Here is a 26,161-nt window from a genome sequence, read left to right as displayed (position 1 = left end):
CGCGATGTCCGGACAATGGCTGAAGACCGACTGGTACCCGTGTCCGAAGGGGAGCTCGCGAGCCGCCCTGGGCGCCGACGCATCCGCTCAGCCGCCGTGCGCCCCTCCGCCATCACCTCGGCCACGAGCGGAACGATCCGTCGGGGACGGATCGTTGCAGGTGATCACGACGGGCGCGTCCGCCTCCGCCCGTGCGCGCTCGGAGGCCGCCGCGATCTCCTCGTAGGTCCATTCCTTGTACAGGCGCTGCCCGTGGGCGTCGGTGATGTCGATGACCAGGCCGGTCCACTCCTCCGCGGGCTGTTCGGGGACCAGCCCCAGTTCGTACGTGGCGTCGCGGAGGAAGGGTTCCGTGACACGGACGCCCGTGAGCCTCTCGGCGAGCGCGAAGACCGCCGCCTTCCCGTCGACGTCCGTGGCGCTCTCGTCGTGCTCTCCCTCGGGAGTCAGGGGGAAGCCGACTGCGCGCAGCAGCGGGACCAGTTCGTCGGGGGTGCTTCCGTCGCGTGCCGAGGGGCCCTCGAACGTCGTACGGAGCTCACCGTCCTCGAACCAGTGGAAGAGGTGGATGGGCTTGCCGCCGTTGCTCGAGTGCACGACGACCCGGCCGCCTTCCGACAGCGTCTCCACGCGCGGCAGCCCCAGCCCTCCGTCGAAGCCGAGGACGACCGTCCAGTCACCGTCGTCGCCCGGGGCGCTGAACGCGCCGGCGACGTAGGACTCGTCCCAGTAGTCGTAGCCGGTCCCGGCGCGGTGGGCGTCGTCCGCCTCGACCAGTCCGGCCGTGCCCTCCCCGGTCCCGCGGGGCTCCGCCTCGACCGCGCGGAACACCTCGCGGGGGCTCCGCCCCCGAACGAGCGTCAGGGTGTACCCGCTCTCCCTCATGTGCCGGAAGAGCTGCGAGGTACGGATCCAGGCATGGTCGTGCGCGGTCACCGAGTTCATACGGCGCAGTGTGCCCGAGGCCACCGACATCGATGAACTGGCTGCCGCTCTGCCGCTGTTGAACTCACGGACGTGCCCATAGGGTCCCTCCATGGAGATCATCGAGGGCGCAGGCGTGTGGGCGCCGCCCACCGAGTCGGGTGACGACTGGATCGAGCAGTTGCGGACGCCGGACCTGTCGGTGGGGACGTACTGCATCCCGGTCGACGGGACCGACACCCAGAGCCCGCACACCGAGGACGAGGTCTACATCGTCACGGCTGGACGCGCCAGGATCGAGACGCCCGGCCGGACGGCCGAGGTGGGCCCCGGGACGGTGATCTTCGTGCCGGCCGGCGAAGAGCATCGGTTCAAGGACGTCACCGAAGACCTGGTGCTGCTGGTGGTGTTCGGACCCGCGTTCAACTCGCGCTCGCCCCGGTCGTAGGGGGAGGCGGGTGCCGTTGCGCCGGAGGGCGCGGTGTGCCCGGCGGGGTGGCCGGGCGGATGATCAGCCGTGAGGAGAACGTGGACGATTGCCATCCTCGCCGCCCTGACGGGCACAACGGATCCGGTCCGGCTCGCACTTCGCCGGTTCCGTCGGCGTCGTACCGCTGAGCATCGTGAAGCAGCACATCGAGCAGCAGAATCGGCCGCTCCGAACAGGGACGAGGTGAACAGTGCGGATCCGCGCACACGGTCAAGGCCGGAGCAGCCCTCGCTTGAACCGCTCGCGGCCCTGTTCAGAACGGGACCGCGGGATCGAACACCGCGTCCGACCACATCACCGCCACCCAATTGGCACCTTGGCCCAGTAGCCGAAGGAGTACCGGCGCGGGCGCCGGGCCCTGATCCGCATCGACTCCGCGGGTGACACCAACGACTTCGCCGCCTGACTCGCCCAGCGAGGACGGTGGTTGTCCTGCTCGATGAGATTAGATGCCCCCTTGGCGATTGTGGGGGCACCGCACATCAAGACCGGGCCACGTCTCGGACTTGAAGCGACCGCCCCATTTCTGCGCGGCTTGAGCGTCCTTCATCCACGTGGCGCTGCATATGAGCTTGCCCTCGGGACCGGAGTCATCAGAAATCACGATGGTGACCCACTCTGATCCGTTGATAGTGCGGGCGTAGTCGCGGATTGCTGCTTCCGCTTCGTCGTCGGTGGCGTCAGGCAGGGCCAAGTAGGCCATGGCCGAACCATCCTTGTTGCGATCCAGGCGGACGGTGTACGACGGGTCACCACTACCGCACGCAGTGAGAGAGGCGAGCAAGCTTGCTGCGGTGATGGCAGTGATGAAGCTGGTACGCATGGGGTCCTCGGAGCGTGGTGTCAGGAGAGATCACCATGATGCCCGTGAGGGCAAGGCGAAGGTACCGATTTCGCTTCGTGATGAGGCGTGCGAGCTGCAGCGCACTGCATGTCCTAGTACTCCAACTGCACTTGAACTAGGAGCGCGAGGAAGGCTCGCAGGTTCGATCAGCCGGTTCCAGAACCAAGGACGGCATGATCCCAGAGGTCCAGCCCCGCGCGGAGGAGTTCGCGCACGGCCTCGGTCTCCTCGTCCGTCCAGGCTTCCTTGCCAGCGGTCGGTTCGAGAGCTTCGCCACCGAAGATCTTCTCGTAGGCGCTGTCGTGGATCGGTCCTTGGGCGGGGAGGGACGGGCCGGTCTTCAGGCTGCGGTGGAGGTCTTCGAGGAAGTCCCATGCTTCCAGCAGCAGGCCTGCCGTGACCAAGTCATGGTCCAGGTGCTCGACCCACTGCCGTACGACGTCCAGATCCAGAGTGGCTTCGCCCTCCCAGACGAGCTCCCACCCGTCGCGATCGCAGTATTCCTGCAGCGTCTTGCGGTCATGGAACGCAAGGAGCCGTTCGATGTCGTCAACGACGAGCTCATCAGGGGCATCGCCCTCCCCGGGTCGCCAGATCAGCCACAGGTTCCCTCTCCTGGTCGCGATTCGGTACGGATAGTAGTCGGCCATGCGGAGTCTCCCTGATGCCGAGGCGGCCCTTGCCGCGTGGGTCATCCTGCCTGCAATGAGGAGGCCGAGAACGCCGCCTTGAGGAAGAAGGTTCGCGAGCTGGAGGAGGAGCGCGAGATCCTGCGGAAAGCGGCGAAGTACTTCGCCGGGGAGACGCGCTGGTGAACCGCTCCCACTGTGTCGCCGGTCTCCAGCGCCGTCACGGCGCGACCGCTCAACTCCCTGCCACATGGATTACGTGTCGTGGTGGGGCGACCCGAGCGAGTTCCTGGTAGAGGCGGGTATCTGAGGCGTCCGACGACGGGTTTCACCGTGTGAAGGTTTGTTCGACGTTGGTCGGGTTCGTTGATCATGGGTTGTGAGGCGGCGTTACGGGCGGGTAACAACGTGCCTCATGAACCTCTTCAGCCGCACTTCTCTGCTCCGTCGCCCGGAGACCCGCCCGGAGGAGACAGCCCTTTCCCCGGCGGCCGCAGGCACCGCGGTTCTGCCGGATCCCGGCCTGGCCGCGCTCACCGGTGAGTGGATGATCGATCCCGCGCACAGCAGGATCGGGTTCTCCGTCCGGCACGCGATGGTGACGACGGTGCGGGGCGCGTTCCTGGAGTACGAGAGCCGTCTGTTCTTCGACGGCCGCGACCCGGCGCGCTCCCGCGCCGAGATCTCGCTGGCCACGGCGAGTGTCGACACGGGCGTCGAGCAGCGCGACGCGCACCTGACCGGGCGGGACTTCCTGGACGCCAGGCGCCACCCGCGCATGACGTACACGAGCAGTGCGGTGCAGCTCATCGGCAAGGACGTCTACCGCATGACGGGCGACCTCACCATCAGGGGGATCACCCGCCCCGTCGTACTGGACCTCACCTACATCGGTCACGTCACCGACCCCTTCGGGTACGAGCGCGTCGGGTTCGACGGAACCACCACCATCAACCGGTCCGACTGGGGCCTGACCTACAACGCGCGGCTGGCCGAGGGCGGCGCCATGGTGAGCGAGCGGCTCCGGCTGCAGTTCGACATCGCCGCGATCCGTATGCCCACGCAGCCTTGATGTGACGTCAGCACCGTGACCAAGACATGACGAAGCCCCCCTGACCTCGGGCGCTCCGGCGCTCGGGCGGGCTCCGCACGACTCCCATCAGGGCTACTCCGTCACCGCCGAGCGGTGCGGCACCATGACGGCATGAACACGCACACCCTGGCCCTGTACGCCTGCGCGGCCGCCGTCGTGGTCCCGGGTACGCGGATCGTCGTGGAGCAGCTGGGAGGCGACCGGATCGGCCCCCGTCGGCTGCTCGTCGCGCTGTGGCGGCCGATTCCGATGGCTGCCGCCGTGATGGTGGGGGTGATGGCGGCGATGGCCGTGGTGCAGACCGTCGTCCCAGGTGCGGTTCCCCGTCTGGAGCGGTCCCCTGACGGGGGGCCCTGGCGGGTGGTGACCGCTCTGCTGGTCCAGACGTCGGGCTGGGGACAGCTCCTCTTCAACCTGGCGGCGCTCGCGGTCGTCGCGGCGGCGGCCGAACGGAGGCTGGGCTCGCTGTGGATGCCCGTGGTCTTCCTCGTGTCCGGGGTGGCGGCCCATGTGGTGAGCACTCTGGGCTGGAGCGTGCACGGCGGTGGTGACTCGGTGGGCATCTGCGGTCTGGTCGGCGCCCTCGCGGCGTGTGACGCGCTGGGTACCCGGCAGCGGACCCACCGGATGGCCGCCCTGCTCGTCCCGGTCTCCGGCGTGGCACTGTGCCTGATGCAGAACAACCACAGCGTCGGAGTGCTGACCGGCGCGGTGCTGGGAGCCGCCCTCCACTCCGCCACCCGGGGAGACGGTCCGAGGTGGGTGGCCGCCCGGTCTCAGGAATCCGCCGAGGGCCACTCCGACGCGCGGTTCAGCGTGACCGGTCGACGGCACCGGCCTGACACCGGGCCCTACGCCTGACCGCCCTACGCCTGCCCCCCCCTCCTACGCCTGACCGCCCTACCGCCTGACCGCGGAACGCCTGACCGCGTACGCCCTGCCGTCAGCAAGGCCGAGCTCCGTCGGCCTTGCTGACGGCACACCCGACCGCCGCTCGCCTAACCCCCGTACACCGCCTGTGACTCCTCCAGCACATCGGCGAGGTCCTGCGCCAGGTGCCCGGCCTCGGCGGTGGTGAGGGCGGCGGTGGTGATCCGGACCGCGGGCGGCGAGGCGATGCGGAAGCGGGTTCCCGCGGCGGTCCACCAGCCCCTGGTGCGCAGGCCGTTGACCACGGCGGACTCGTCCCGGACCGGCACCCACACGTTGAGTCCGCTCGCACCGTGCGACGGGATGCCGTGCCCTGCGAGCGCGGCGATCAGGGCCTCGCGGCGCGTGGTGTAGGTATCGGCCGCCCCGGCCACCAGCCGGGTCACGGCCGGATCGGTCAGCAGTCCCTCGACGGTCGCCTGGAGGATGTGACTGACCCAGCCGGAGGTGAGCAGCATCCGGCCGTCGTGACGCGCCAGCGTGGCGGGGTCGCAGGCCAGGGCTGCCCAGCGCAGGTCGATACCGAGGTGCTTGGAGACCGTCCGCACGTGGGCCCAGCGGGACAGCCCGCCGGAGGCCAGGTTCACCGCGTCCGCACCGGCGATGTCCGCGTTGTGGTCGTCCTCCACGACCAGCACGTCCGTGAAGTCGCCCAGCACGGCCAGCAGTTGCTCTCTGCGGGCGGGGGTGAACCGGGCGCCGGACGGGCTCTGGCCCCGAGGACTGCACACCAGGGCACGGGCCCCCGCACGCAGTGCGACGCGTAGCGCGTCCGGGCGGATGCCTTCGTCGTCGACGGCCACCGGCGTCATACGCAGGCCCAACGCCGTCACGAGGTCGAGGAGATGATGGAACCCCGGGTCCTCCACGGCCACGGCGTCACCCGGCTTGAGCTCGGTGGACAGCAGTCTGGCGATGCAGTCCAGGGCGCCGTGGGCGAACGTCACGGAATCCGCGGGCACCTGGTCCCGGGTGAACCACGCGCGAGCGGCCTCCTCGAGCTGGGTGAGCCGTGGTGCGGCGCGGTGCGAGCCGGGCACCGGCTCCATCCGCGCCGGCGGAGTGAGCACAGGCAGGCAGGCGGGGTCCGGATGGCCGCCCGCCAGGTCGCGCAGGCCCGCCGGCACCCGTGGCGGCCGCCGCGAGGTGACGACGGGGGCTGAGGCCACGACCGTGCCGCCGCGCCCCAGGGTCACGACCACGCCTCGTCCGCGCAGCTCCTTGTACGCGGCGGCCACCGTGCCCGCGCTGACCCCGAGCGCCTCGGCGAGCCGTCGGACGGGCGGAAGCGTCGCGCCCGGCCTCAGCGTGCCGTCCGACACACGGCTTTCGACGGATGCCGAAATCTCTCTGGCTGTACCACCGGTGATCGCATATTGTTCTGCCACAGAAGAGATTCTGTACCAATACAAAAGAACCGTCAAGGGGGATCCGTTGCCGCCGAAACCACGCCGCTTGCCGCTTGCGCGGCGCCTTGCCGTCCCGGGAGGTCCCGACGGACGGCGGATGCTGGTCGTCGCCGTCGTCGACAAGATCGGGACGGGCCTGTGGACCGGTGCGGCCACGCTCTACTTCCTCTACGTCGCCCATCTGTCGATCGCTCAGATCGGCCTTCTGATGGGCCTGTCCGGTGTCCTCGGAATAGCCGGCCCCCCGCTCGGCGGCCGGCTCGCGGACCGGTTCCCCGTGACCCGGGTCCTGGTCCTCGCCCAACTGGCCCGAGGCGCGGCCCTCCTCGCCCTGCTGGCGACGGACGACTACGTGCTGCTGGTGGTGTTCTCGGCACTGGGCGCGTTGCCGGATCGTGCGTCGAGCGTGCTGACCAAGCTGTTCGCCGCCCGCGCGGCGGGTCCGGAGCGGGTTCGCTACCAGGCGATCCAGCGCACCGCGGCCAACATCGGGTGGGCCGTCGGCGCCGCGGGGGCAGCGGCCGCGCTCACCGTGGGCAGCGCGACCTCCTACCGGCTGCTGCTGCTCGCCAACGTCGCGTCCTACGCGCTGATGGCGGTACTGACCCTGCGGTGCGCGGAACCGCCGGCACCCAGCCGCGTGGTGGCCGGCACGCACCACCCCGTTGACGAGATCAGCACCAGGACTCCGTGGCGGGACCGCCGCTACCTCTCGTTCACCGCCACGGAGGTCTGGCTCTTCCTGGACGACAGCATCCTCCAGGTCGGGTTCCCGCTGTGGATCGTCCACGCCACGGACGCGCCGGTCGGCCTGGCGCCACTGGTCCTCGTGCTCAACAGCGTGCTGGTCGTCGCACTGCAGGTGCCGCTGTCCCGCTTCGGCTCGACGACGGCCGCCGCGCGGCGGCTGCTCCTGCCGATCGGCGCCGCCCTCCTCACGGGAGGCGCGGCACTCGCGGCCTCGGTCTCCGGAGGCCCCTGGTTCTCGACGGCCGCCGTGCTCGTCGCCGCGACCGCCTTCACGCTCGCCGAGATCCTGCACTCGCTCTCGTCCTGGGAACTCTCGGTCGCTCTGGCGCCCGACGAGGCGCAGGGCGCCTACCTGGGCGTACACGGTCTGGCGCAGTCGGCGCAGCGCAGCCTCGGGCCCGTCGTCGTAGGGGTGGCGGTCAGCATGGGTGCGATCGCCTGGCCGGTGCTCGGCGCCACGCTCGCGGTGACCTGTCTGGTGCAGCACCGCCTGGTCGGGCCGTCCACCCGGACGCCCCCGCGAGGCGCCCCGCCGGCCTCGCGTACCCCGGGACCGGGCAGCGGCGCGGCCGGGTTTCAGCCCGTCGGAGAACAGGCCGGCCGGTCCCGCACCCCCTGACGGCGGCGGCAGGCCGAAGGCTTCCCTCCCTGACGCGCTCCGGGCCTGCCGCCACCGGTGCGGCCGGCCGGCCGCACCGGCCGGAACCCCGCGCCGCCGAAGAGAGGGCCCCGGACCCCGGTCGCACACACGTGACTGATGGGTAATCAGATGGCGATCATCGCGGTACCGTTGTCGAACACGGGTCCGCCCGGGCCGTGCCGGTCGCACGAGGTGACGAACGATGAGCGAATTCCCGCAGCCCACCCCCCATCCCACCGACGCGCACCCCGCGCGCGTCTACAACGTGTGGCTGGGCGGCAAGGACCACTACCAGGTGGACCAGGAGGCGGCCGAGCTGGCGGCCGCCGCCAATCCGACGATCGTCCCGTCGGTCCGGGCGAACCGGGCCTTCCTCGGCCGGGCCGTACGTCACCTCGCGGCGGCCGGTGTCCGCCAGTTCCTCGACATCGGCACGGGCATCCCCGCTGCGGAGAACACGCACGAGGTGGCCCAGCGGGCCGCCCCCGAATCCCGCGTGGTGTACGTCGACAACGACCCGATCGTGCTCACCCACGCGCGGGCGCTTCTGGTCAGCGGCCCGGAGGGGCAGACGGACTACGTTCAGGCCGACGCGCGCGACGTGGACACCATCCTCGACGCGGCCTCCCGCACCCTCGACCTGGACCGGCCGGTCGGCCTCATGCTGGTGGCGATCCTCCAGTACATCAAGGACGCCGAGGATCCGTGGGACATCACCCGGCGTCTGCTGGAGCGCCTCGCCCCGGGCAGCTACCTCGTCCTCTCCCACCCGGCCGCCGACGTCACGGCGCAGGAGGTGGCGGAGTCCATGCGGATCTACAACGAGCGCGCCGCCGGCCACGCCTCCGCCACACCTCGTACGCAGAAGGAGGTCGAACGCTTCCTCGACGGCCTGGAGATCCTCGATCCGGGCGTGGTCACCCTGACCCGCTGGCGTCCGGAACCGTCCGACACCCCTGACGACACGCTCCCCATGTGGTGCGCCGTGGCGCGCAAGGCGTGACCGCCCGCCGCAGGTGAGGTGGCACATCCCGGCGAACGCACCCGCCCCCGCCGGACGGGGCGGCGGCAGCCGTTCGCCGGGAGCCGCTCGGTCCTGGACGGCATCACGTCGCGCTGCGCTCGCTCGCCTCCCGCAGGTCCCGGTCCACCGCCCGTTCGAAGGCGGCGTCGGCCGCTCCGAGCGCGCTGCCGGGGCGGCCCGCGCGGAGGTGTTCCCGCCAGCGTTCCTGGCTCCAGTCGGCGGGGGCCGTGGTGCTCATGAAGTCCTCGACCAGGGCGCGGAAGCGAACGGGGTCGGTGTGGAAGGGGAAGTGCCCCGCCCCCTCGAAGATCTCCAGCCGGCTCCCCGGCATGGCCGCGTGGGCGCCGTAGGCGTGCTCCACCGGGACCACGCTGTCCCGCGACCCCCACAGCAGGAGCGTCGGCATGCCCTGCGCCAGGTAACACCGGTCCAGCATGGTGACCACCTGGCCACGCCAGTCGACGACCGCTCTCAGGGTGCTGATGAAGGCGCTGCGGGAGGTCCCGTCGGGGAGGGCGTCGACGAGGTCGACCAGTTCACCGGCGTCCTGCCCGATGTCGGTGTCGAGCAGCCGCATCAGCCGGGTGAAGAGACCGACCTGGCTGCGCATGCCGGGCAGGCGCAGGGTCGACAGCATCAGGTCGGCACCGGGCAGCGACACGGCGCGCAGTACCGGGTTGACCTCGCGCCCCACCCCGCCCGCGCTCACCAGGATCAGCCGGTCGGTTCGTTCGGGGTACTGGTAGGCGAACTGCATGGCCACGCCGCCGCCCAGGGAGTGGCCGACCAGGGTGGCCCGTTCGATCCCGAGGACCCCCAGCAGGTCCCGGATGCCGTTGGCGTAGGCGGCCACCGAGTAGTCGGCCCTCGGTTTGTCGGAGGCCCCGTGGCCCAGGAGGTCGGGGGCGATCACCGTGTGGTTGCGCGCCAGCTCGGGGATCAGGTCCGCCCAGGTGGCGGAGGAGTCGCCGATGCCGTGGATGAGCAGGATGACGGGACCCTCCCCCGCCATCCGGTACGCGCGGCGGTAGCCGTGGATGTCCCGGTGGGACAGCCCCACACCGTGCTCGGCCTGTCGTCGCGATACTGGTGCGCCGGCCACGGCACCGCCTCCGTCTGCTGCTCCGACGATTCCCGAGTGAGGGTAGAGAGCTCCCGCGCCGAGCGGATTACCGGGACGTTTCAGGCGGCACCCGGGTGGACCGAGCCGATGGGTTCTCCGTCCCCCGGCATTGGTAGCACGCGTGCGGGCGGTCCTCGCGGAGGACGCGCCCTGTGATCATCACGGCACCCGCGGCACCGCGGCATCGTGGTGCCGGCACGGTTTCGCCGCCTCGCCGGAAGTCCAGGGGGACGTCCTCCTGGCGTGGCGGCGGGCGCAAGCCGGCCGGCGGGCTGTGAGGGGGCCCCGCGTCACCGCGCCCGTGCGACGGGCGTCCCCGCTCCTTCCCGCTCCGGGCGCGGCAGGAGACGGGCCAGGTAGGACTCGGTCCCGTGCAGGAGCCGCACCGTGCGCGAGCCGTCGGCTGAGGGGGCGACCGCCGCGTCCCCGGGCGACAGCACGGCTGTGGGCACCGTGCGCGCGAGGGCCCGGAGTTCCTCCTCGCTGATGCTCGCGTCGTGCCCTTCGGTCTGCCGCGAGGCACAGCCCGCGTAGTAGGCGATGGGGACGGCGTCCGCACCGCTGATCACGCAGGGCGGTCGCAGTCCCAGGCTGTTCAGCGCCTCGGCGACCTCGGTGAACTCCCCGCTGGTGGCCCGGCTGGTGCGGACCACGTGGCTGAGCGTGGAGAGCTGCACCGCGAGATGCGCCGCCAGTGCCAGCGTCAGCGCCGCGAGGCCGACCGGGCGGTGGGCCCGTCGTGCCCGGGCGAGGAGGTCGGTCAGGTGTTCGGCGACGGGCAGGGCGAGCAAGGCGTAGGCGGGGAGGAGGAACCGGGGTGCGGCGTACTCCACGAGGAAGAGGTACGGGATCGCGGTCGACACCCCTGTGACGGCGGCCAGGAGCGCGGCGGTCCCCCGGCCGGCACGCCGCGCCGCGCCGATTCCGCCGACGACGAGCAGGGGCAGCAACAGCCACCACACCGCGGTGCCGGGGCTCTCCCAGGAGATGTCGCAGGGCCTGCACAGGGTCCGGCCCGCGAGCGCGCGGAGGTGGTCGTCGACGGCGAGGTTCCACCCCAGGCCGCCCTGGATCTCGCCCGCGCGGTGCAGCCGGGCCTGGAGACCGCCGTAGCGGGCGTACGCCTCGGCCGTCCACGGCGCGCAGCCCGCCACCAGCCCTGCGACGAGTGCGGCGGAGGTACGCGGCCGTCGCCGGCCGGGCGCCGTCGCGGTCAGCAGCACCAGCGGCAGGGCGAGCCAGAACCCGTCGGAGGGCCGCATCAGGGCGACGAAGGCCACGGCGGTTCCCGCTCCGACCTCCTCCCGCCGCCCGGTGGCCCCGTACAGGGACCTCACGACCCAGCCGGTCGCCGCGACGGCGCCGAGGGCGCACCACAGGTTGGGCATGGCGGCCGGGCCGTAGAACAGGGTGGGCCACAGTCCGGTGAACAGGAGGCCGGCGCAGACGAGAACCGGGGTGGGAAGGGTTCTGCGCCAGACCCACAGCGCGAGGAGCAGCGCGGCGCCGGACATCAGGGCGAGGTAGATCCGCAGAGCCGCGGTGGACGCCGTGAGCATCGCGACGGGAGCCACGAGGTAGGAGATGCCGCGTGCGCGAGGGGCACTGAAGTAGGCGGGAGGGGCGTTGCCTCCGACCTGGCTGACGTACACCGTCTCGTCCCAGGCGAGCCCCGAACCCGGTACGACGAGCACCAGTTGGACGACGACGAAGGCGGTCGCGACCGCGGCCAGCGCCGGCAGCGGTTCGGCCGCCGACAGTCCCGGCCGCGCGGCAGGGCCTCTTGGACGCGCGACGGCAGGCGGGCATTCGTGCACGACCGCACCTCTCGGCTCCGGCGCCGCGGGACGCGCGCGTCGCGGGCTGGTGCCGCGGCCGGCAGGGTCCCCACGACGGATGTGGACGCCGCGTGTCCGCGGCACCGGGTCAACGAGGGAACGGCCCGCGAGTCACCGGGACACCGCCGGTCGGCAACCGGGCGTGTTCACGAGACGCACTCCGGTTCGGCCCTGACGCGCCCTCAGCCGCCCGTGCCCGCGCCGTGGAGGTGGAGGGCCCAGAGCAGTGCGCCGAGAGACAGGGTGTGGAGGACCGCGCGGACGGTGTTCCACCTGACCCAGCCCGGCTCGAACGCGTGCCGTGCCGCACGGAACTGCTCGGGGCCCGCGTCGGCCCCCACCTTGTCGAGAGCCTCGTTGAGCGGGACGTTGCGCGTCCCGGTCACCAGGAACGCGGTCCCGTAGCACACGAGCGACGCGACGATCCAGGGCAGCGCTCCCGGGCTGTGACCCCGCACCGCCAGGACCGTCGCCAGCACGAGTCCGGGCAACGGCAGCAGGAAGGGGACGAGGAACCAGCCGTTGATGATGGCCCGGTTGATGTGCTGCATGGTCCGGACGAAGGCACGGTCGTCTCCGCGTGACAGGCCCGGCATCACGGCGTAGGCGAAGGCGCAGAAGAGGCCCGCCATCAGGGCTGCGCCCGTCGTCGAGGCCACAAGTGCCGCGGTCTGAAGTGTTCTCAAGGGGTGCTCCTGATCCGGCTCATGAGGGGCGGATGGACAACGACCCCCAGGAGGACCGCAGTTCAGGCTTTCATGGCCGGCGGGCACGCGAGGCCGGTTCGAGGCACATCCCGACGCCGGATCGAGGCACGTCCCGACGCCGGTTCGGGCGCGGGAGCCCGGTATGCGCCGAGGTCACGCCGGCGGCGCGGCCACCGCGCGGCGACCGATTCCGCCTCGGCCGACGGTTCCGCGGCCGCGCACAAGGCACGCGAGCAGGACCTGGCGCGCACGAGCACGCCGGGGCCGGCCCGCCGGACTCCATCACCGCACCACCCCCAGAGTGCCATCCGTTGACTGGGTTCACAAGTCTTTCATCCATGCACTCGCCCGTGCCGAACAACCTCCCGGCCGACCTGAAGAGCCTGGAACGATCCGCAAATCACCTGCGTACAGAACTGTCACATCCATGCCATACGATGCCCACACCTGTTCACACCTCCTTACGTTTGAGGATGCCCACGTCATGTTCTTCGGTGTCACGTCCCGCTCCGCCCGCGGCATATCCGCCGCCGTCGTCCTGCTCGCCGTCGGCGCGGTCGGCTGCTCCGACGCCATCGACAGCGCCAAGGCCGGCGCCAAGAAGGTCGTCCGCCAGAGGTCGGTCTTCTCCCTCGACACGGGCGACTGCTACAACCCGAACAACGGGGTGACCGACACCGAGGAAGTCACCGTCGAGGTGCTGCCCTGCGGCGAGGCCCATGCCGGCCAGGTCGTCGGCGAGTTCAAGATCGAAGGGGAGAGCGCGTACCCGGGCGACGAAGGCGCCACCAAGATCGCCGAAGGACGCTGCCCGGTCGAGTCCGCGAAGTTCATCTCCGACACCTGGGCTGTCCCCGAAGGGGTCGGCCTCTACTACTACTACCCGACGAAGGAGAGTTGGGCGACCGGCGACCGGTCCGTGAGCTGCACCTACGCCAAGGAGTCGGGCACCTACTCCGGCTCCCTCAAGAGCACGTCGCTCAACGCCGACCAGCTCGCCTACCTGAAGGGCGCGAACGCCGTCTACGCGGCGCTCTGGGCCAACCAGCCCGAGGCGGAGCTGCCCGAGGACGACCTGCCCGGCTACAAGAAGCAGGCCAAGGCGGTGTCCACGGCGCTGGACTCGCACCTGACGAACCTGAAGGCCGTGGACAAGCCGGAGACGGTGAAGCTCCGCGCCCAGCTCGGGGAGGCCGCCGAGGCATGGGCGAAGGCCGCCTCGGCCGGCAGCTCGGACGACTTCTACATCGCCTACGACATGGCGTTCACGGGCATCGACCCGAACAAGACGGTCAAGGCCCGCAAGGAGCTGGAGCTCGCCACCACCGTCCCGGCCGACGACGCCGAGATCTGGGCGAGCTGATCCCGCCGCGCGGTCCGGCATGCTGGTACGGCCGTCCCGTGCGGCAAGGCATGCCGGCACCGCCCGGGGCACCAGGTTCCGGGCGGTCCGCCGCGGATTCGAGCAGACGAGGTGACTCCGGTGAACCACGCCCGCACCGCCCCCTTCCAGCTCGTGCCGGGCGCGCCCGACTCCCCCGTGCTCCTGCACGTCCCGCACTCGTCCCGGGTGATCCCACCCGACGTGCGCGACGGAATCCTGCTGGACGACGAGGAGTTGGAGACCGAGCTCGACCACATCACGGACTCCTACACGGCCGAGGTGGCAGCGCTGGCGTCGGCCGCCTGCCCGTCGCCGCCCTGGCAGTTCGTCAACGGCCTGTCCAGGCTGGTCGTCGACCCCGAGCGATTCCCCGACGACCGGGAGGAGATGCTGGCCGTCGGCATGGGCGCGGTCTACACCGGCACCACCCACCGGGGGCGGCTCCGCCCGTCCGGGACGGATACGGAGCCCCTGCTCGAGCGCTACTTCCACCCGTACGCCAGGGCGATGACCGCCGCCGTGGACGAACGGCTCGCCGCGACAGGGCGCGCGGTCGTCGTCGACGTCCACTCCTACCCGTCGGTCGCGCTCCCGTACGAGCTCCACCGCACCGGGCCGCGCCCTCCGGTCTGTCTGGGCACGGACGCCTTCCACACCCCGCGCCGGCTGTCGGCCCGGGCGGAGGCGGAGTTCTCGGGGTTCGGCCGCACGGGGCTCGACAGCCCCTTCAGCGGCACGTACGTCCCGCTGAAGCACTACGGGAAGGACGCCCGGGTGAGCGCGCTGATGATCGAGATCCGGCGCGATCTCTACATGACCGAGCCCGGCGGCCCCGCGGGCCCCGGACTCGACCTGACGGCCTCGGCGCTGGCGGCCCTGGTGGTGGCGCTGACGGGCGGACCGGCGGGCATCTGATCCGTGGCGTACGCGCGGCCGGTCCCCTTCTCCGCCGACCGCACCCCCGGGGCGAGCACGAGCGTCGTCCGGCGGCGGGACCGGGGGCGTGCCGGTGCCGAAGGCCGCGGCCGTCCGGCACGGCGAGCCCGTCCGCGCCCGTCTGCGAGAATCGGGAGCCACTGCCCGATCCCCTTCCGCGGGCGGTGATCGTCGCCCGGCAGGAGCAAGCACGGTGACTCGACAGCAGGGCCCCCAATCGTCGTCCGGGGGACGCAGGCGCCCCTCCGCGGGTGAGGGCAGAAAGCAGACCCCCTCCTCCGGAGAACGCGGGCGATCCTCCGGCACCGACCGGAAGAGCCGGGCGCCCCGGGCCGGCGAGGGCAGGAGGACGTCGGCAGCGGACGGCGGGCGACGCGCCACGTCCGCCGACCCCGGCCGCGATCAGGCGGAGGCGGGCGGGAACCGGGCGGGCGGACATCCCGGCAAGGACCGCCGCACCGCACGGCAGCGACCGGGCGACGCGGGCGCCGACCCTACGGCGTCCGCGGCCCCCGGTGACCCCAGGGCCCGCGCGGACCTCCGGGCCGACTGCGCCAACTGTTTCGGCCTCTGCTGCGTGGCCCTGCCCTTCGCACGCTCCGCCGACTTCCCCGCCGACAAGCCGGCCGGACGGCCGTGCGGCAACCTGGGGCAGGACTTCCGCTGCGGCATCCACGCCCGGCTACGAGAGACGGGCTACCAGGGCTGCACCGTCTTCGACTGCTTCGGCGCCGGACAGAAGGTCTCCCAGATCACTTTCGGCGGCACCGACTGGCGGCAGGCGCCCGATACGGCTCGCTCCATGTTCGAGGTCTTCCCCGTCATGCGGCAGCTGCAGGAACTCGTCCGGTACATCGCCGAGGCCCTCGACATGCCTGCGGCCCGCCCCGTCCACCAAGAGCTACGACGGGCCCTGGACCACGTCGAGGGGCTGACCCGCGGCAGTGCCGAGTCGCTCGCCGGGCTGGACGTGAACGCCCTGCGCGGCGAGGTCAACGTGCTGCTGCTCAGGGCCGGCGAGCTGGTCCGGGCCCGGATGCCCGGCCGCCGCAAGAACCACCGCGGGGCGGATCTGATGGGGGCGAAGCTGGCCGGCGCGGACCTGAGGGGCGCGAGCCTGCGCGGCGCGCTCCTCGTCGCCGCGGACCTCAGCGGCGCCGATCTGCGCGTCGCCGACCTGATCGGGGCCGATCTGCGGGACGCGGACCTCAGGGGCGCCGATCTCACCGGCGCACTGTTCCTGACCCAGGCCCAGCTCAACGCGGCCAGGGGCGACGCGGCCACCCTGGTGTCCCCGTCTCTCAGCCGGCCTGCCCACTGGTGACGCGGGGCGCGTGGGGGATCATGACCAGCCCGTCCACGCCCTGGCGAGAAGGGGCCCGGAACGCGGAACACCCGCACCGGCTGGAAGCCGATGCGGGTGCCGTTCCCCGACCCGGAAACCGGGCCACTAGGGGCGATTCTCTGTGTCCGAGGGGGGACTTGAACCCCCACGCCCGATAAAGGGCACTAGCACCTCAAGCTAGCGCGTCTGCCATTCCGCCACCCGGACAAGGTGTCTGTCGTTCGCGGGGCGTTCCCCCCGCGGCGACAAGAGAAACAATACCAGGGGTTCGGGGTGGCTCTCACCTGCGTTTCCGATGGTCAGTGCGGTGCGGATACCCCCGGGCGACCACGCCCACGCTCCGTGGCGCTTCGCGTACACCGTGTGGTTCCGGGCTACCTTCGCGGGCATGAGTGGCAAGAGTGAGGGCGCCGGAAGGCGGCTGCGGGAGGACCTGCGCGACAGCTTCTGGTTCGTGCCGGCGGCAGGGCTCCTGGCCGCCTTCGTGGTCTGGGTGGTTCTGTCCGAGGTCGACACCATGATCGTCACCTACCTCCAGGAGGAAGGGGCGTACGAGGAGCTCGGAGACCTGCTGTCGTTCGCCGAGGACACCAGGACGGTCGTCACCACGGTCAGCTCGGCCATGATGACCTTCATCGGCGTCGTGTTCAGCATCTCCCTGGTCGCCGTGCAGATGGCGAGCGGCCAGCTCACCCCGCGCGTGGTGCGGATCTTCGTGCGCAGCAGGATCAGCAAACTGACGCTGACGGTGTTCCTCGCGACGTTCGCCTTCTCGCTGCTGGTGCTGACCTCGTACGAGGGCGGCGGCGATCCCGACCCCCGGCGGGTCACGTCGGTGCCGCTGCTGCAGAGCCTGGTGACCCTGGGGCTGGTCGGGCTGAGCCTGCTCCTCTTCGTCGCGTACGTCTCGTCGACCCTGCGGCTGATGCAGGTGGGCCCCGTGCTGGACCACATCGCGCGCGAGTCGCTGCGGGAACTGGAGCGGCAGCCGGTCACGCCGGAGGAGGAGCTGCCCCTGGGGCCGGTGACCGCACGGGTCGAGCACCGGGGGCGGGCGGGGGTACTGCGCGGCGTCAGGTCGGCCCCGCTGGTGCGGGAGGCCCGGCGGCAGGGTGTCGTACTGCGGCTGGTGCCCCGCGTCGGGGACTTCGTGGTGCCGGGTACACCGCTGCTGACCGTGCACGGGGGTGCCGCCGACCCGGCGCGGGCGCTGAGGCGCACCGCCGTGGTCGGGGTGGAGCGCACCCCGCATCAGGATCCGGCCTTCGGCCTGCGTCAGTTGTCGGACATCGCACTGCGTGCCCTGTCACCCGCGGTGAACGATCCGACGACCGCGGTGCAGTGCGTGGACCGGATGGTGCAGCTCCTCGCGGTCGCGGTGCGGCTGCCGCTCGGCCCGGTGCACCACCGGGACCGGGCCGGGGAGGTGCGTCTCGTGCAGGGCGCGCCCGGGTGGACGGACCTGGTGGATCTCGCGTTCGAGGAGATCCGCGGCTGTGCCGCGGGGAGCCCGCAGGTGTCACGGCGGCTGGTCGCCGCCCTCGACGATCTTCTGGCGCAGGCGTCCGGAGAGCGCGCGCGGCCCCTGCGACGGCATCGTGCCTTGCTGGTGGAGGCGGTGGAGCGAACGGTTCCGGAGGCCGCGGGCCGGGCGTTCGCCCTGCGCCCGGACCGCCAGGGAATCGGCTGACGGTCCGGGCGCGGTGGCACGGGGCGGGGTCTCCCCGGTGGTACGGGTCAGTCCCCGCAGCGGCCCGTGCGCAGCGAGTGGAGGTGCTCGCTCGACTTGCGGGCGAAGGCGAAGGACTCGACCGGGTTGTCGTGCTCGGTCTGCCAGTGGTGGTAGGTGCGGCCCTGGCGGGTGCGGGTGGTGACCCGGTTGAGGAAGTTCTCGTAGTCGATGTCGCCGTCGCCGACGTCCGTCATGTCGTAGCCGTCGCGGGCGGCGTCGTTACGGGTGCCGTCCTTGACGTGGAAGAGGGGGTACCGGTGGGGCTGCTTCAGTACGTAGTCGATGGGGTTGAACGGCGCGGGGGTGCCGTCCGCCCGCTTGCCGAAGCGGAACTGCGCGCAGAACGCCCAGTAGATGTCCATCTCCAGGTAAACCAGGTCGGGGTCGGTCTCGGCGAGGAGGACGTCGTACAGGCGTACCTTCGGCTGGTCGGTCGCGAAGGAGAACTCCTCGGCGTGGTTGTGCTGGTAGAACTTCATGCCCCGCTTGCGGGCCTCCGCGCCGTAGGTGTTGAAGTCCTCGGCGGCCCGCTTCCAGCCGTCCACCGTGGAGCCGTAGCGGAAGGGGCCCGAGGCGGTGCCGATGTGCTTGAGGCCGAGCGCTTCGGCGTCGTCGAGGACCTTGGTGAGGTTCTGCGCGAAGGTGTACGCGCCGGGGTTGTTGTCGTCGTAGTAGCCGACGTGGCTGCCGATCGGGTTCAGGCCGTGGTCCCGGGCCAGCTTCTTGAGCTGGGCGAGGGTGATGGCCCCGGCGGAGCCCTGGGTGTATCCGGCGAACTCGATCTCGTCGTAGCCGTACTCCTCCAGTTCGGCGAAGACCGGGGCGAAGCCGAGTGTGGAGACCTTGTCGCGGAGGCTGTAGAGCTGGATGCCGAGCCGGCCGGCGGGCAGGACGGGGCGGCCCTTCCCGTGGCCGTGTCCCTGGCCGTGGTCGTCGTCGTGCCGGCCGTGTCCGTGTCCGCCGTGCGGGCCGGAGGCCTGTGCGGCGGCGCCGCTGAGCAGGGTCGCCGCCGTGGCTCCGGCGGCGACGCCCAGGATGTCGCGGCGGCTGAGTCTGCGCGCGAGCTCGGGGTCCTTCGGGGTGCGGCTCATGATCAGACATCTCCTTGTGAAGGTGCGGGCGGGGCGGATCGTCGGTGCAGTCCGGCGAGCCGGAGGAGCAGTGACTTCACTTCGGTGGCCTGGACCCGGCCGTCGAAGGCGTCGGGGGCGGAGCAGAGGATGAGCGGGCCCTCGTCGTCGCTCGCCGGGAGGCGGCCGTGGCTGCCGCGGATGGGCGAGGGGTCGAGCGGGACGACCGCCATGCGGTAGCGCATCCCCAGCTTCTTGCGGGCCACGGCGGACGCGGCCCTGACCCGCACATAGGGGTCCTGGGGGTCCATGAAGAGTTCCACGGGGTCGTAGCCCGGTTTGCGGTGGATCTCGACGAGCTGGGCGAAGTCGGGCGCGCGGGCGTCGTCGAGCCAGTAGTAGTACGTGAACCAGGCGTCCTCCTCCGCAACGGCGACCAGTTCGCCGGAGCGGGGGTGGTCCAGGTGGTGCACCTTCTTGCCCTCGTCGTCGAGGAGTTCCGCGATCCCGGGCAAGCCGGCCAGGGCCTCCCGGGTCGCCTCCAGGTCCTCCGGGCGGCGTACGTAGACGTGGGCGAGCTGGTGGTCGGCGACGGCGAAGGCACGTGAGGCCATCGGGTCGAGGTATTCCATGCCGTCCTGGGTGTGGACCTCGAGCAGGCCGGCGCGGCGCAGGGCCCGGTTGATGTCGACGGGCCGGTCGACCCGGGTGATGCCGTACTCGGAGAGGGCGACGACGGTGCGTCCCTGTGCGCGGGCGTCGGCCAGCAGTGGGGCCGTCGCACGGTCCAGGTCGGCGGCGGCACGGTGCGACCGCGGGTCGTCGGGGCCGTAGCGCTGGAGGTCGTAGTCGAGGTGGGGCAGGTAGCAGAGGGCCAGGTCGGGGTCGCGGGTGGCCATGACGTGCCGGGTGGCGTCGATGATCCACTGCGAGGAGACGAGGTCGGCGCCGGGGCCCCAGAAGTGGAAGAGGGGGAAGGTGCCCAGCTTCTCGGTGAGTTCGTCGTGCAGTGCCGGGGGCCGGGTGTAGCAGTCGGGTTCCTTGCGGCCGTCGGCGTAGTAGACGGGGCGCGGGGTCACGGTCCAGTCGGTGTCGGCGCCCATGGCGTACCACCAGCAGATGTTGGCGACGGTGTAGCCGGGGTGGGTGCGCCGGGCGGCGTCCCAGAGTTTGTCGCCCTCGACGAGGCCGTTGTGCTGGCGCCACAGGAGGATGTCGCCGAGCTCCCTGAAGTACCAGCCGTTGGCGACGATCCCGTGCTCCGAGGGGGTCGTGCCGGTCAGGAACGTGGACTGGGCGGCGCAGGTGACGGCGGGCAGGACGGTGCTCAGGGGCGCCTGCGAGCCGGCCATGGCACGGAGGTTCGGCATGTGCTGGAGCAGTTGGGGGGTGAGGCCGACGACGTCGAGGACGAGGAGGGGGGTGGGGCGCGGGGTGGTGTCCTGTGGGGTCAAGGGAGCTCCTTCAGTCCGAGGTCGACGAGGAGGTCGCGGGCGAGGGTGAGTTCGGCGGCGATGCCGTCGGCGAGCTGGGTGCGGGTGCGGGGGCGCAGTTCGGGGGGAAGGGCCTGCCAGGTGTACGTCTCGACCTCGAGGTGCCGGGTGAGGGGCGCGGGGCCGCCCACGAGCCGGGTCAGCACCTGCTGGAGCACGTGCATCGTGGAGGTGAGGGGCGGTGCGGGCGGGGCGTGCAGCGGTACGTGGAAGTGGGAGCGCCAGGGGGTGCTGTCCGGCAGGGCGCGGCCGGAGACCGCTTCGCCGAGGTCGTCGGTCCCCCGGAGGCCGGAGGCGGTGAGGGTGCGCGTCTGGTGCAGGAAGCGGGGCTCGGCGAAGGCGCCCAGGGCGGCGCGGACCTCGGGCAGGTGGGGGTGTTCGGCGTGCAGGGCGGCGGAGAGCTGGGTCTTGGCGACAGGGATGCGGGCGGCGTCCAGGGCGTCGAGGGCGGTGTCCGGGTCCTCGAAGGAGGTGGCGAGGTGGCAGGTGTCGACGCAGATCCCGATGCGGTCGTGGCCGATCGCCGTGAGGGGGGCGAGGGCGTCCGCCGTGGTCTCCACGGTGCAGCCGGGCTCCGGTTCGAGTCCGACCCTGATGGACTTGCCGGTGAGTTCGTGCAGGGCGTCCAGGCGCCGGCCGAGGTGGGCGAGCGCCCGGTGTGCGGTGGCGGCCGCCGTGGGGTCGTTGTCGTAGGGGGTGCGCCAGGCGATCGGCAGGGTGGAGACCGTGCCGTCGGTGACGTCGTCGGGGAGCAGCGCGGCGAGCAGTCTGGCCAGGTCCGTGGTGTGGGCCAGGCGTTCGGGGTCCGTCCAGTCCGGTTTGTAGACCCGGTACTTGACCTCCTGGGCACCGAATCCCTCGTAGGGGAAGCCGTTGAGGGTGACGACCTCGAGGCCGCGGCTCTCCAGCTCCCCTCGTAGCGAGCGCTGGGCGGCGGGGTCGTCGGTCAGGGCCCTGGCGGCCTTCCTGGCGAGCCACAGCCCGATGCCGAGGCGGTCGCGGCCGAGTCGCCGGCGTACGGGCTCGCAGTGGTCGCGCAGTTGGGCGCGCACTCCTTCGAGGGTTTCCGCGGGGTGGACGTTGGTGCAGTAGGAGAGGTGGACCGTGGAGCCGTCGGGGTGCCGGAAGCGCATGTCTCACTCCCCGCCGCGGAGGATGGAGTTGCCCTCGTGGAGCGGGCCGGTGGCGGTGGTGTCGAGCTGGAGCCGGCCGCTCTGCCCGTAGAAGGCGACGGGGTTGCGCCAGAGCACCTTGTCGACGTCGTCCTCGTCGAACCCGGCCTTCAGCATGGTGTCGGCGACCGCACGGGTCTTCAGCGGGTCGCTCCTGCCCCAGTCCGCGGCCGAGTTGACGAGGATCCGGTCGGTGCCGTGGTTCCGCAGGACGGCGACCATGCGGTCCTCGTCCATCTTGGTGTCCGGGTAGATGGAGAAGCCGGCCCAGCATCCGCTGTCGAGTGCGGGCTTCACGGTGGTCTCGTTGAGGTGGTCCAGCAGGACGAGTTCCGGGGCGAGGTCCGACTCGCGGACGACGTCGATGGTGCGGTGGAGTCCGGCGAGCTTGTCGCGGTGCGGGGTGTGTACGAGGGCGGGCAGCCCGTGTTCGGCGGCAAGTCGGAGCTGGGTGCTGAGGGCGTGGTCCTCGGCCGGGGTCATCGAGTCGTAGCCGATCTCGCCGACGGCGACGACGGAGTCCTTGACGAGGTAGCGGGGCAGGGCGTCCAGGACGGGGGTGCAGCGGGGGTCGTTCGCCTCCTTGGGGTTGAGGGCGAGTGTGCAGTGGTGGGCGATGCCGTACTGGGAGGCGCGGAAGGGCTCCCAGCCCAGCAGTGCGTCGAAGTAGTCGTAGAAGCTGGCGGGTGAGGTGCGTGGCTGGCCGAGCCAGAAGGAGGGTTCGACCAGGGCACGGACCCCGGCCTCGTACATCGCCCGGTAGTCGTCGGTGGTGCGGGAGGTCATGTGGATGTGGGGGTCGAAGATGCGCATCAGGAGTCCTCCGTGGGGGCGGGCGCCGGGGCCGTGAGGGCGAGTACCTTCGGCAGGCCGGCGGGGACCACGCGTCCCGCCGCGGTGCGTTCGGCTGCGAAGTCGGTGAGCATGCGGCCGAGTTCGGCGTCTCCTCGGGCGCGCTCGGCGAGGCGGTGGAGGGCTTCGACGGGGACCTCGGTGAAGAGGCACTTGAGGACGGCGTGGCGCCAGCCGTGCGCGTCGAGGTGGCGGGCGCCGTACGGTCCCACCGCGGCCGCGACCAGCCTGGTGTCGTTGGTCCGGAGTGCGTCCTCGACGAGTGGGAGCGCGTCGGCGCCGAGCCCGAGCCGGTGCAGGGCGAGCAGGACGGCACGGCGCTCGGCGGCGGTGCCCTGTTCGTAGAGTCTGGTCACGGCGGGCAGCCCGGCCGCTGCCTCGATGAGCAGCAGGACGCGTACGGCGTCGGCGTGTTCGGGCCCGCAGTGGCGTCCGGCGGAGGCAAAGCGCAGTTCCCAGGGCGGGTTGCCGGTGTTCGCCCCTGGGTGGTCCGCGGCGTGTGCCGCCTCGGCGAGGGCTTCGTCGAGCCAGGCTCTCGCGGCGCCCGGGAGCAGGCCGTCGAGTTCGTCTCGGCCGGTCAGCATGCACCGGCTCCGTTCGCCGGGCCGTGGGCGTGCCGAAGGAAGTCGATCGAGGAACGGGCGAGTTCGGGGCCGGCGTGGGAGTGGCGGGGCAGCTCGACGACGGTCAGACCGGTGTAGCCGGTGGCGGCGAGTGCGTCGAGGACGGGCGGGAAGTCGATCTCGCCGTCGCCGAAGGGGAGGTGTTCGTGGACTCCGCGGCGCATGTCCTCGATCTGGACGTGGCGCAGCCAGGGAGCCGCTTCCTTCACGCAGTCGGTGGGTGACGTCGGTTCCAGGCAGTGGCAGTGGCCGATGTCGAGGGTGAGACCGAGGGGTTCGGGGTCGCCGAGCAGTGCGCGCAGGTGGTGGAAGTCGGCGAGGGTGGCGAGGAGGTGTCCTGGTTCCGGCTCGATCGCGAGGGGGACGCCGGCGCTTCGGCAGGCGTCGAGGACGGGGGTGAGTGAGTGGGCCAGCCGGTCCCAGGCGGTGTCCTCGGTGGTGTGTGCCGGGAGGATTCCGCTGAAGCAGTGCACCGCGTGGGCGCCGAGGTCGGCGGCCACCTGTACGGCGGTCAGGAGGAGGGCGACGCGGTCCGCGCGGGCGTCAGGGTCGGGGTCCAGCAGGGAGGGGCCGTGCTTGCGCCGTGGGTCGAGGACGTAGCGGGCTCCCGTCTCGACGGTGGCGCCGAGCCCGAGGGAGGTGAGCCTGCGGGCCAGTTCGCGGGTGCGGGCGGGGAGGCCTGGGGTGATCGGGTCGAGGTGCATGTGGTCGAGGGTCAGACCGACGCCGTCGTAGCCCAGGTCGGCGAGGAGGCCGAGGGCGTCGTCGAGGCGGAGGTCGGTCAGGCCGTTGGTGCCGTATCCGAGGCGGAGGGTCATGTGGGGCTCACCTTCCGTGCGAGGGCGCGGGCCAGGGGGACGAGTCCGGTGACGGCGAGTGCGCTGAGGGGCGCCCCGGCTCTCGTCGCCAGCGCGGCCTGCAGCGGGATCATGGCCCGGATCCCGCCTCCGACGGCCCGCTGGGTGAGGGGTGGGGAGGGGTTGAGCGCGGCGTGCAGGAGGGGGATCGCCGATGTGCGGAGGTAGCTGCCGGTGAGGGCGGCCAGCAGGACGTCCGCCGGGCGCGGGCGGGGCCCGCCGTTGCCCGGTGGGGGCGGGCGGTGCAGTACGGCGGTCCCGAGCGCCGTCACGCCGGCCAGTGCCGCCAGCGGGGCGGTGGTGGAGCCTCCCTGTGCCTCGTGCCGGGAGACGGCGGTGACGGCGTAGGTGTGCGCGCCGAGGGTGAGGGCGGCGGGCAGCGCTGCGGCTGCGGGCCGTGCGGCCGGGGTCGTCGCGCTCGTCCGGGCCCCTCCCCGGGAAGGTGCCGGGCCGCCGGCCGTGGCGCCGAGGAGTACGTCCAGGGCGCGGGCGGAAGCCATCGCAGCGGGCCCCAGCCCCGTGTGCTTGAGCCGCAGGTCGTAGGCCCAGACGGTGGCCGCCAGCCCTGCGGCGACGGCGAGGGCGGGGCGGCCTGCCCGGGCGGCGAGGGCGAGTCCGGCGGCGGTCAGACCGCCTGCTGCTGCCAGGGCGGCGCCTGGTGTGACGCGGCCCGAGGGAATGGGCCGGTGCGGGCGGTCGACGGCGTCCTCGTCACGGTCGGCCCAGTCGTTGAGGGCCATGCCGGCCTCGTACAGGCACAGGGACGCCCCGGCGGCCAGGAGGGTGCCCCGGCCTGGTGTCCGGCCGCGCGCGGCGGCGCCGGCGAGTGCGTCTCCGGGGACGGTGAACAGCGCGGAGACCCGCAGCAGTTCCGCCCAGGCCCGCACCCGCGCGAGGGGCCTGTCCGGTGCGGGCGCAGTCCCGCCCGCACCGGACAGACCGGCTGAGGGGGCCGGGGCGTCGGCGGGGCCGGTGCCGGCCGGTCGTGGAGCGCCGGTCAGGACGGTGAGGAGCCGGAGGGGCCTCACCGGGCGGCCCGCAGGCGTTCGGCGAAGGCGAGCAGCTGCGCGTACTGCTCGGGCAGTGCGGCCGGGCCACCGTCCGGGTCCTTGAAGTAGAAGCCGAGTTCGGGGCGCGGGCCGGTCAGCCCGGCCTCGTGGGAGCGGGCCAGGAGCCTGGCCAGGTCGAGGACGAGGGGGGCGGCGAGGGCGGAGTCGCACCCTTGCCAGATGGTCTGGAGGATCATCCGTGAGCCGAGGAACCCGTCGAAGGCGATGTGGTCCCATGCCGTCTTCCAGTCCCCCATCGCCGGTACGTCGTCGATGTGGACCTCTCCCTCGGGCGCGGACCCCAGGGTGTCGGCGAGCACCCGTTCCTTTCCCGCGTTCTTCGCGGCGGCGGCGGCCGGGTCGGCGAGGGCCGCACCGTCGCCTCCGCCCAGCAGGTTGGTGCCGGACCAGGCCCGCACCGGCAGGGCGCGCTGGACGAACATCGGTGCGAGTACGGAGCGCAGGAGTGTCTGGCCCGTCTTGCCGTCGCGTCCGGCGTACGGCAGTGCGCAGGAGTCCACGGCCTCCCGCAGGCGGGGGGTGCGCAGTCCGGTGGACGGGGTGAAGTTGGCGTACGCGCAGCCGGCGCGTAGTGCGGCCGCCGCGTAGAGGGAGCTGGCCGGCAGCCTGGGGTGGCCCTCCCTCGGCGCCGGTTCGGTCGAGGCGACGTTGATGACGACGGTGCGCGCGAGCCTGTGGCGGCGGGTGAAGTCCTCGATGTCGGCGGCGAAGGCGGTGATGAGCTGCTCGTCGCTGCGGGTGTCTCCGGGGAGCGGTCCACCGGCGCGTATCTCCCGCTCCACGGCTGCGAGTTCGGCCTGGACGGCGGACGGCAGTCCGTGCGGGAGCACTCCGCCTTCGGCGAGTGCCTCGGCCCGCTTCGGGAGGGGGCAGTCGACGGTGTCGTGGCCGCCGAGTACCAGGGATGCCAGTGGTGGGAGGCCCGCGCCCTGGAAGGGGGGCGTCTCGGTGACCATGCCGGTCGGCGGGTGCAGCCCGGCCGCGATGGCCGCGCACCCCGCGGCGGCGGTGGTGGCGACGGAGCCTCGTGCTCCGATGAACCAGACTCCGGTACGGACGGCATGTGCGGTCACGGGCTGCCTCCCTGTGGGGATGAAGAGGGGTGGTGGGGCGGTGGGCGGGGGTGCGCTTCACCCCCCACCCCCCGCGGCAGGGGTGGGCGCCCAACGGCGGGGGGAACACCAAAAGCAGGATTTAAACGTAAGTAACCAGGTGGAGGGCCCCCT

At 72.1% G+C, this 26,161-nt stretch carries 25 protein-coding genes and 1 tRNA gene; 10 read left to right on the top strand and 16 right to left on the bottom strand.

Annotated features, from left to right (window positions below; all coding sequences use genetic code 11):
- Positions 1-87 precede the first annotated feature (87 nt).
- On the bottom strand, positions 88-945 hold the full coding sequence (locus ACFXOA_RS26000; RefSeq protein WP_385033335.1) for a DUF6461 domain-containing protein: 858 nt from the start codon (positions 943-945) through the stop codon (positions 88-90).
- A 91-nt stretch (positions 946-1,036) separates the two neighbouring features.
- Here ACFXOA_RS26000 and ACFXOA_RS25995 point away from each other — a divergent pair, with 91 nt between their 5' ends.
- Positions 1,037-1,372: a cupin domain-containing protein gene (locus tag ACFXOA_RS25995; RefSeq protein WP_385033249.1), complete on the top strand. Its 336-nt coding sequence runs from the start codon at positions 1,037-1,039 to the stop codon at positions 1,370-1,372.
- A gap of 487 nt (positions 1,373-1,859) precedes the next feature.
- Here the strand turns inward: ACFXOA_RS25995 and ACFXOA_RS25990 are convergent, their stop codons facing one another.
- Positions 1,860-2,237 (bottom strand): hypothetical protein, encoded by a 378-nt coding sequence (locus tag ACFXOA_RS25990; protein ID WP_385033246.1) that lies wholly within the window; start codon positions 2,235-2,237, stop codon positions 1,860-1,862.
- 167 nt (positions 2,238-2,404) lie between these two features.
- Positions 2,405-2,908 carry a hypothetical protein gene (locus tag ACFXOA_RS25985; protein ID WP_385033243.1) on the bottom strand — a complete coding sequence of 168 codons (504 nt, stop codon included), beginning with the start codon at positions 2,906-2,908 and terminating at the stop codon, positions 2,405-2,407.
- 36 nt (positions 2,909-2,944) lie between these two features.
- On the opposite strand from ACFXOA_RS25985, the gene ACFXOA_RS25980 reads away from it, so the two are divergent.
- The 3 genes from ACFXOA_RS25980 to ACFXOA_RS25970 all read left to right on the top strand — a co-directional run bounded on the left by ACFXOA_RS25980 (position 2,945) and on the right by ACFXOA_RS25970 (position 4,841).
- Positions 2,945-3,073 (top strand): hypothetical protein, encoded by a 129-nt coding sequence (locus ACFXOA_RS25980; RefSeq protein ID WP_385033347.1) that lies wholly within the window; start codon positions 2,945-2,947, stop codon positions 3,071-3,073.
- A 229-nt stretch (positions 3,074-3,302) separates the two neighbouring features.
- Entirely contained in the window at positions 3,303-3,959 is a 657-nt protein-coding gene (locus ACFXOA_RS25975; protein WP_385033240.1) for a YceI family protein, read from the top strand.
- 132 nt (positions 3,960-4,091) lie between these two features.
- Complete coding sequence (locus ACFXOA_RS25970) at positions 4,092-4,841, top strand: rhomboid family intramembrane serine protease (protein WP_385033236.1); 750 nt, start codon at positions 4,092-4,094, stop codon at positions 4,839-4,841.
- A gap of 137 nt (positions 4,842-4,978) precedes the next feature.
- Here ACFXOA_RS25970 and ACFXOA_RS25965 read toward each other — a convergent pair whose 3' ends face one another.
- Complete coding sequence (locus ACFXOA_RS25965; RefSeq protein WP_385033233.1) at positions 4,979-6,298, bottom strand: aminotransferase class I/II-fold pyridoxal phosphate-dependent enzyme; 1,320 nt, start codon at positions 6,296-6,298, stop codon at positions 4,979-4,981.
- 118 nt (positions 6,299-6,416) lie between these two features.
- Between ACFXOA_RS25965 and ACFXOA_RS25960 the strand changes: the two genes are divergently transcribed.
- The gene (locus ACFXOA_RS25960) at positions 6,417-7,688 is read left to right on the top strand and encodes an MFS transporter (RefSeq protein ID WP_385033230.1); all 1,272 of its coding nucleotides are present in this window, start codon (positions 6,417-6,419) and stop codon (positions 7,686-7,688) included.
- 223 nt (positions 7,689-7,911) lie between these two features.
- Positions 7,912-8,712 (top strand): SAM-dependent methyltransferase, encoded by an 801-nt coding sequence (locus tag ACFXOA_RS25955; protein ID WP_385033227.1) that lies wholly within the window; start codon positions 7,912-7,914, stop codon positions 8,710-8,712.
- Positions 8,713-8,815: 103 nt separating this feature from the next.
- On the opposite strand, the gene ACFXOA_RS25950 is transcribed toward ACFXOA_RS25955, so the two are convergent.
- The 3 genes from ACFXOA_RS25950 to ACFXOA_RS25940 all read right to left on the bottom strand — a co-directional run bounded on the left by ACFXOA_RS25950 (position 8,816) and on the right by ACFXOA_RS25940 (position 12,380).
- Positions 8,816-9,835 carry an alpha/beta fold hydrolase gene (locus ACFXOA_RS25950; RefSeq protein WP_385033224.1) on the bottom strand — a complete coding sequence of 340 codons (1,020 nt, stop codon included), beginning with the start codon at positions 9,833-9,835 and terminating at the stop codon, positions 8,816-8,818.
- Between the two features lie 311 nt (positions 9,836-10,146).
- Positions 10,147-11,673, bottom strand: a complete 1,527-nt coding sequence (locus tag ACFXOA_RS25945; RefSeq protein WP_385033221.1) for a hypothetical protein — start codon at positions 11,671-11,673, stop codon at positions 10,147-10,149.
- Positions 11,674-11,876: 203 nt separating this feature from the next.
- Positions 11,877-12,380 carry a DUF1772 domain-containing protein gene (locus ACFXOA_RS25940; protein ID WP_385033218.1) on the bottom strand — a complete coding sequence of 168 codons (504 nt, stop codon included), beginning with the start codon at positions 12,378-12,380 and terminating at the stop codon, positions 11,877-11,879.
- A 505-nt stretch (positions 12,381-12,885) separates the two neighbouring features.
- On the opposite strand from ACFXOA_RS25940, the gene ACFXOA_RS25935 reads away from it, so the two are divergent.
- The 3 genes from ACFXOA_RS25935 to ACFXOA_RS25925 all read left to right on the top strand — a co-directional run bounded on the left by ACFXOA_RS25935 (position 12,886) and on the right by ACFXOA_RS25925 (position 16,045).
- A complete protein-coding gene (locus tag ACFXOA_RS25935) occupies positions 12,886-13,764 on the top strand; it encodes a septum formation family protein (RefSeq protein WP_385033215.1) in 879 nt (292 codons plus the stop codon).
- A gap of 120 nt (positions 13,765-13,884) precedes the next feature.
- Positions 13,885-14,700 (top strand): N-formylglutamate amidohydrolase, encoded by an 816-nt coding sequence (locus ACFXOA_RS25930; RefSeq protein ID WP_385033212.1) that lies wholly within the window; start codon positions 13,885-13,887, stop codon positions 14,698-14,700.
- 598 nt (positions 14,701-15,298) lie between these two features.
- Positions 15,299-16,045 (top strand): pentapeptide repeat-containing protein, encoded by a 747-nt coding sequence (locus tag ACFXOA_RS25925; RefSeq protein ID WP_385033209.1) that lies wholly within the window; start codon positions 15,299-15,301, stop codon positions 16,043-16,045.
- A 143-nt stretch (positions 16,046-16,188) separates the two neighbouring features.
- On the opposite strand, the gene ACFXOA_RS25920 is transcribed toward ACFXOA_RS25925, so the two are convergent.
- Positions 16,189-16,273, bottom strand: a tRNA-Leu gene (locus ACFXOA_RS25920).
- 181 nt (positions 16,274-16,454) lie between these two features.
- Between ACFXOA_RS25920 and ACFXOA_RS25915 the strand changes: the two genes are divergently transcribed.
- Positions 16,455-17,756 (top strand): DUF2254 domain-containing protein, encoded by a 1,302-nt coding sequence (locus tag ACFXOA_RS25915; protein WP_385033206.1) that lies wholly within the window; start codon positions 16,455-16,457, stop codon positions 17,754-17,756.
- Between the two features lie 47 nt (positions 17,757-17,803).
- On the opposite strand, the gene ACFXOA_RS25910 is transcribed toward ACFXOA_RS25915, so the two are convergent.
- The 8 genes from ACFXOA_RS25910 to ACFXOA_RS25875 form a co-directional block, all read right to left on the bottom strand.
- Positions 17,804-18,889, bottom strand: coding sequence for a sugar phosphate isomerase/epimerase family protein (locus ACFXOA_RS25910; protein ID WP_385033203.1), 1,086 nt, complete (start codon positions 18,887-18,889; stop codon positions 17,804-17,806).
- Between the two features lie 2 nt (positions 18,890-18,891).
- On the bottom strand, positions 18,892-20,322 hold the full coding sequence (locus ACFXOA_RS25905) for an alkaline phosphatase family protein (protein ID WP_385033200.1): 1,431 nt from the start codon (positions 20,320-20,322) through the stop codon (positions 18,892-18,894).
- Complete coding sequence (eboE, locus tag ACFXOA_RS25900; RefSeq protein ID WP_385033197.1) at positions 20,319-21,494, bottom strand: metabolite traffic protein EboE; 1,176 nt, start codon at positions 21,492-21,494, stop codon at positions 20,319-20,321. The genes ACFXOA_RS25905 and eboE overlap by 4 nt, the downstream gene beginning before the upstream one ends.
- Before the next feature lie 3 nt (positions 21,495-21,497).
- Positions 21,498-22,346 (bottom strand): TatD family hydrolase, encoded by an 849-nt coding sequence (locus ACFXOA_RS25895; RefSeq protein WP_385033194.1) that lies wholly within the window; start codon positions 22,344-22,346, stop codon positions 21,498-21,500.
- A complete protein-coding gene (locus ACFXOA_RS25890; protein WP_385033192.1) occupies positions 22,346-22,969 on the bottom strand; it encodes an EboA domain-containing protein in 624 nt (207 codons plus the stop codon). The genes ACFXOA_RS25895 and ACFXOA_RS25890 overlap by 1 nt, the downstream gene beginning before the upstream one ends.
- Positions 22,963-23,826: a sugar phosphate isomerase/epimerase family protein gene (locus tag ACFXOA_RS25885; RefSeq protein ID WP_385033189.1), complete on the bottom strand. Its 864-nt coding sequence runs from the start codon at positions 23,824-23,826 to the stop codon at positions 22,963-22,965. The genes ACFXOA_RS25890 and ACFXOA_RS25885 overlap by 7 nt, the downstream gene beginning before the upstream one ends.
- Complete coding sequence (locus tag ACFXOA_RS25880; protein ID WP_385033186.1) at positions 23,823-24,752, bottom strand: SCO3242 family prenyltransferase; 930 nt, start codon at positions 24,750-24,752, stop codon at positions 23,823-23,825. Before ACFXOA_RS25880 ends, ACFXOA_RS25885 begins: the two co-directional genes overlap by 4 nt.
- Positions 24,753-24,889: 137 nt before the next feature.
- On the bottom strand, positions 24,890-26,008 hold the full coding sequence (locus ACFXOA_RS25875; protein ID WP_385033183.1) for an inositol-3-phosphate synthase: 1,119 nt from the start codon (positions 26,006-26,008) through the stop codon (positions 24,890-24,892).
- Positions 26,009-26,161 lie beyond the last annotated feature (153 nt).

Origin of the sequence: Streptomyces sp. NPDC059166 (genome assembly GCF_042755185.1) — a bacterium.
Classification (GTDB): domain Bacteria; phylum Actinomycetota; class Actinomycetes; order Streptomycetales; family Streptomycetaceae; genus Streptomyces.
Note: the sequence above shows the minus strand (reverse complement) of the source record. Positions and strands in the feature narration are given on the sequence as shown.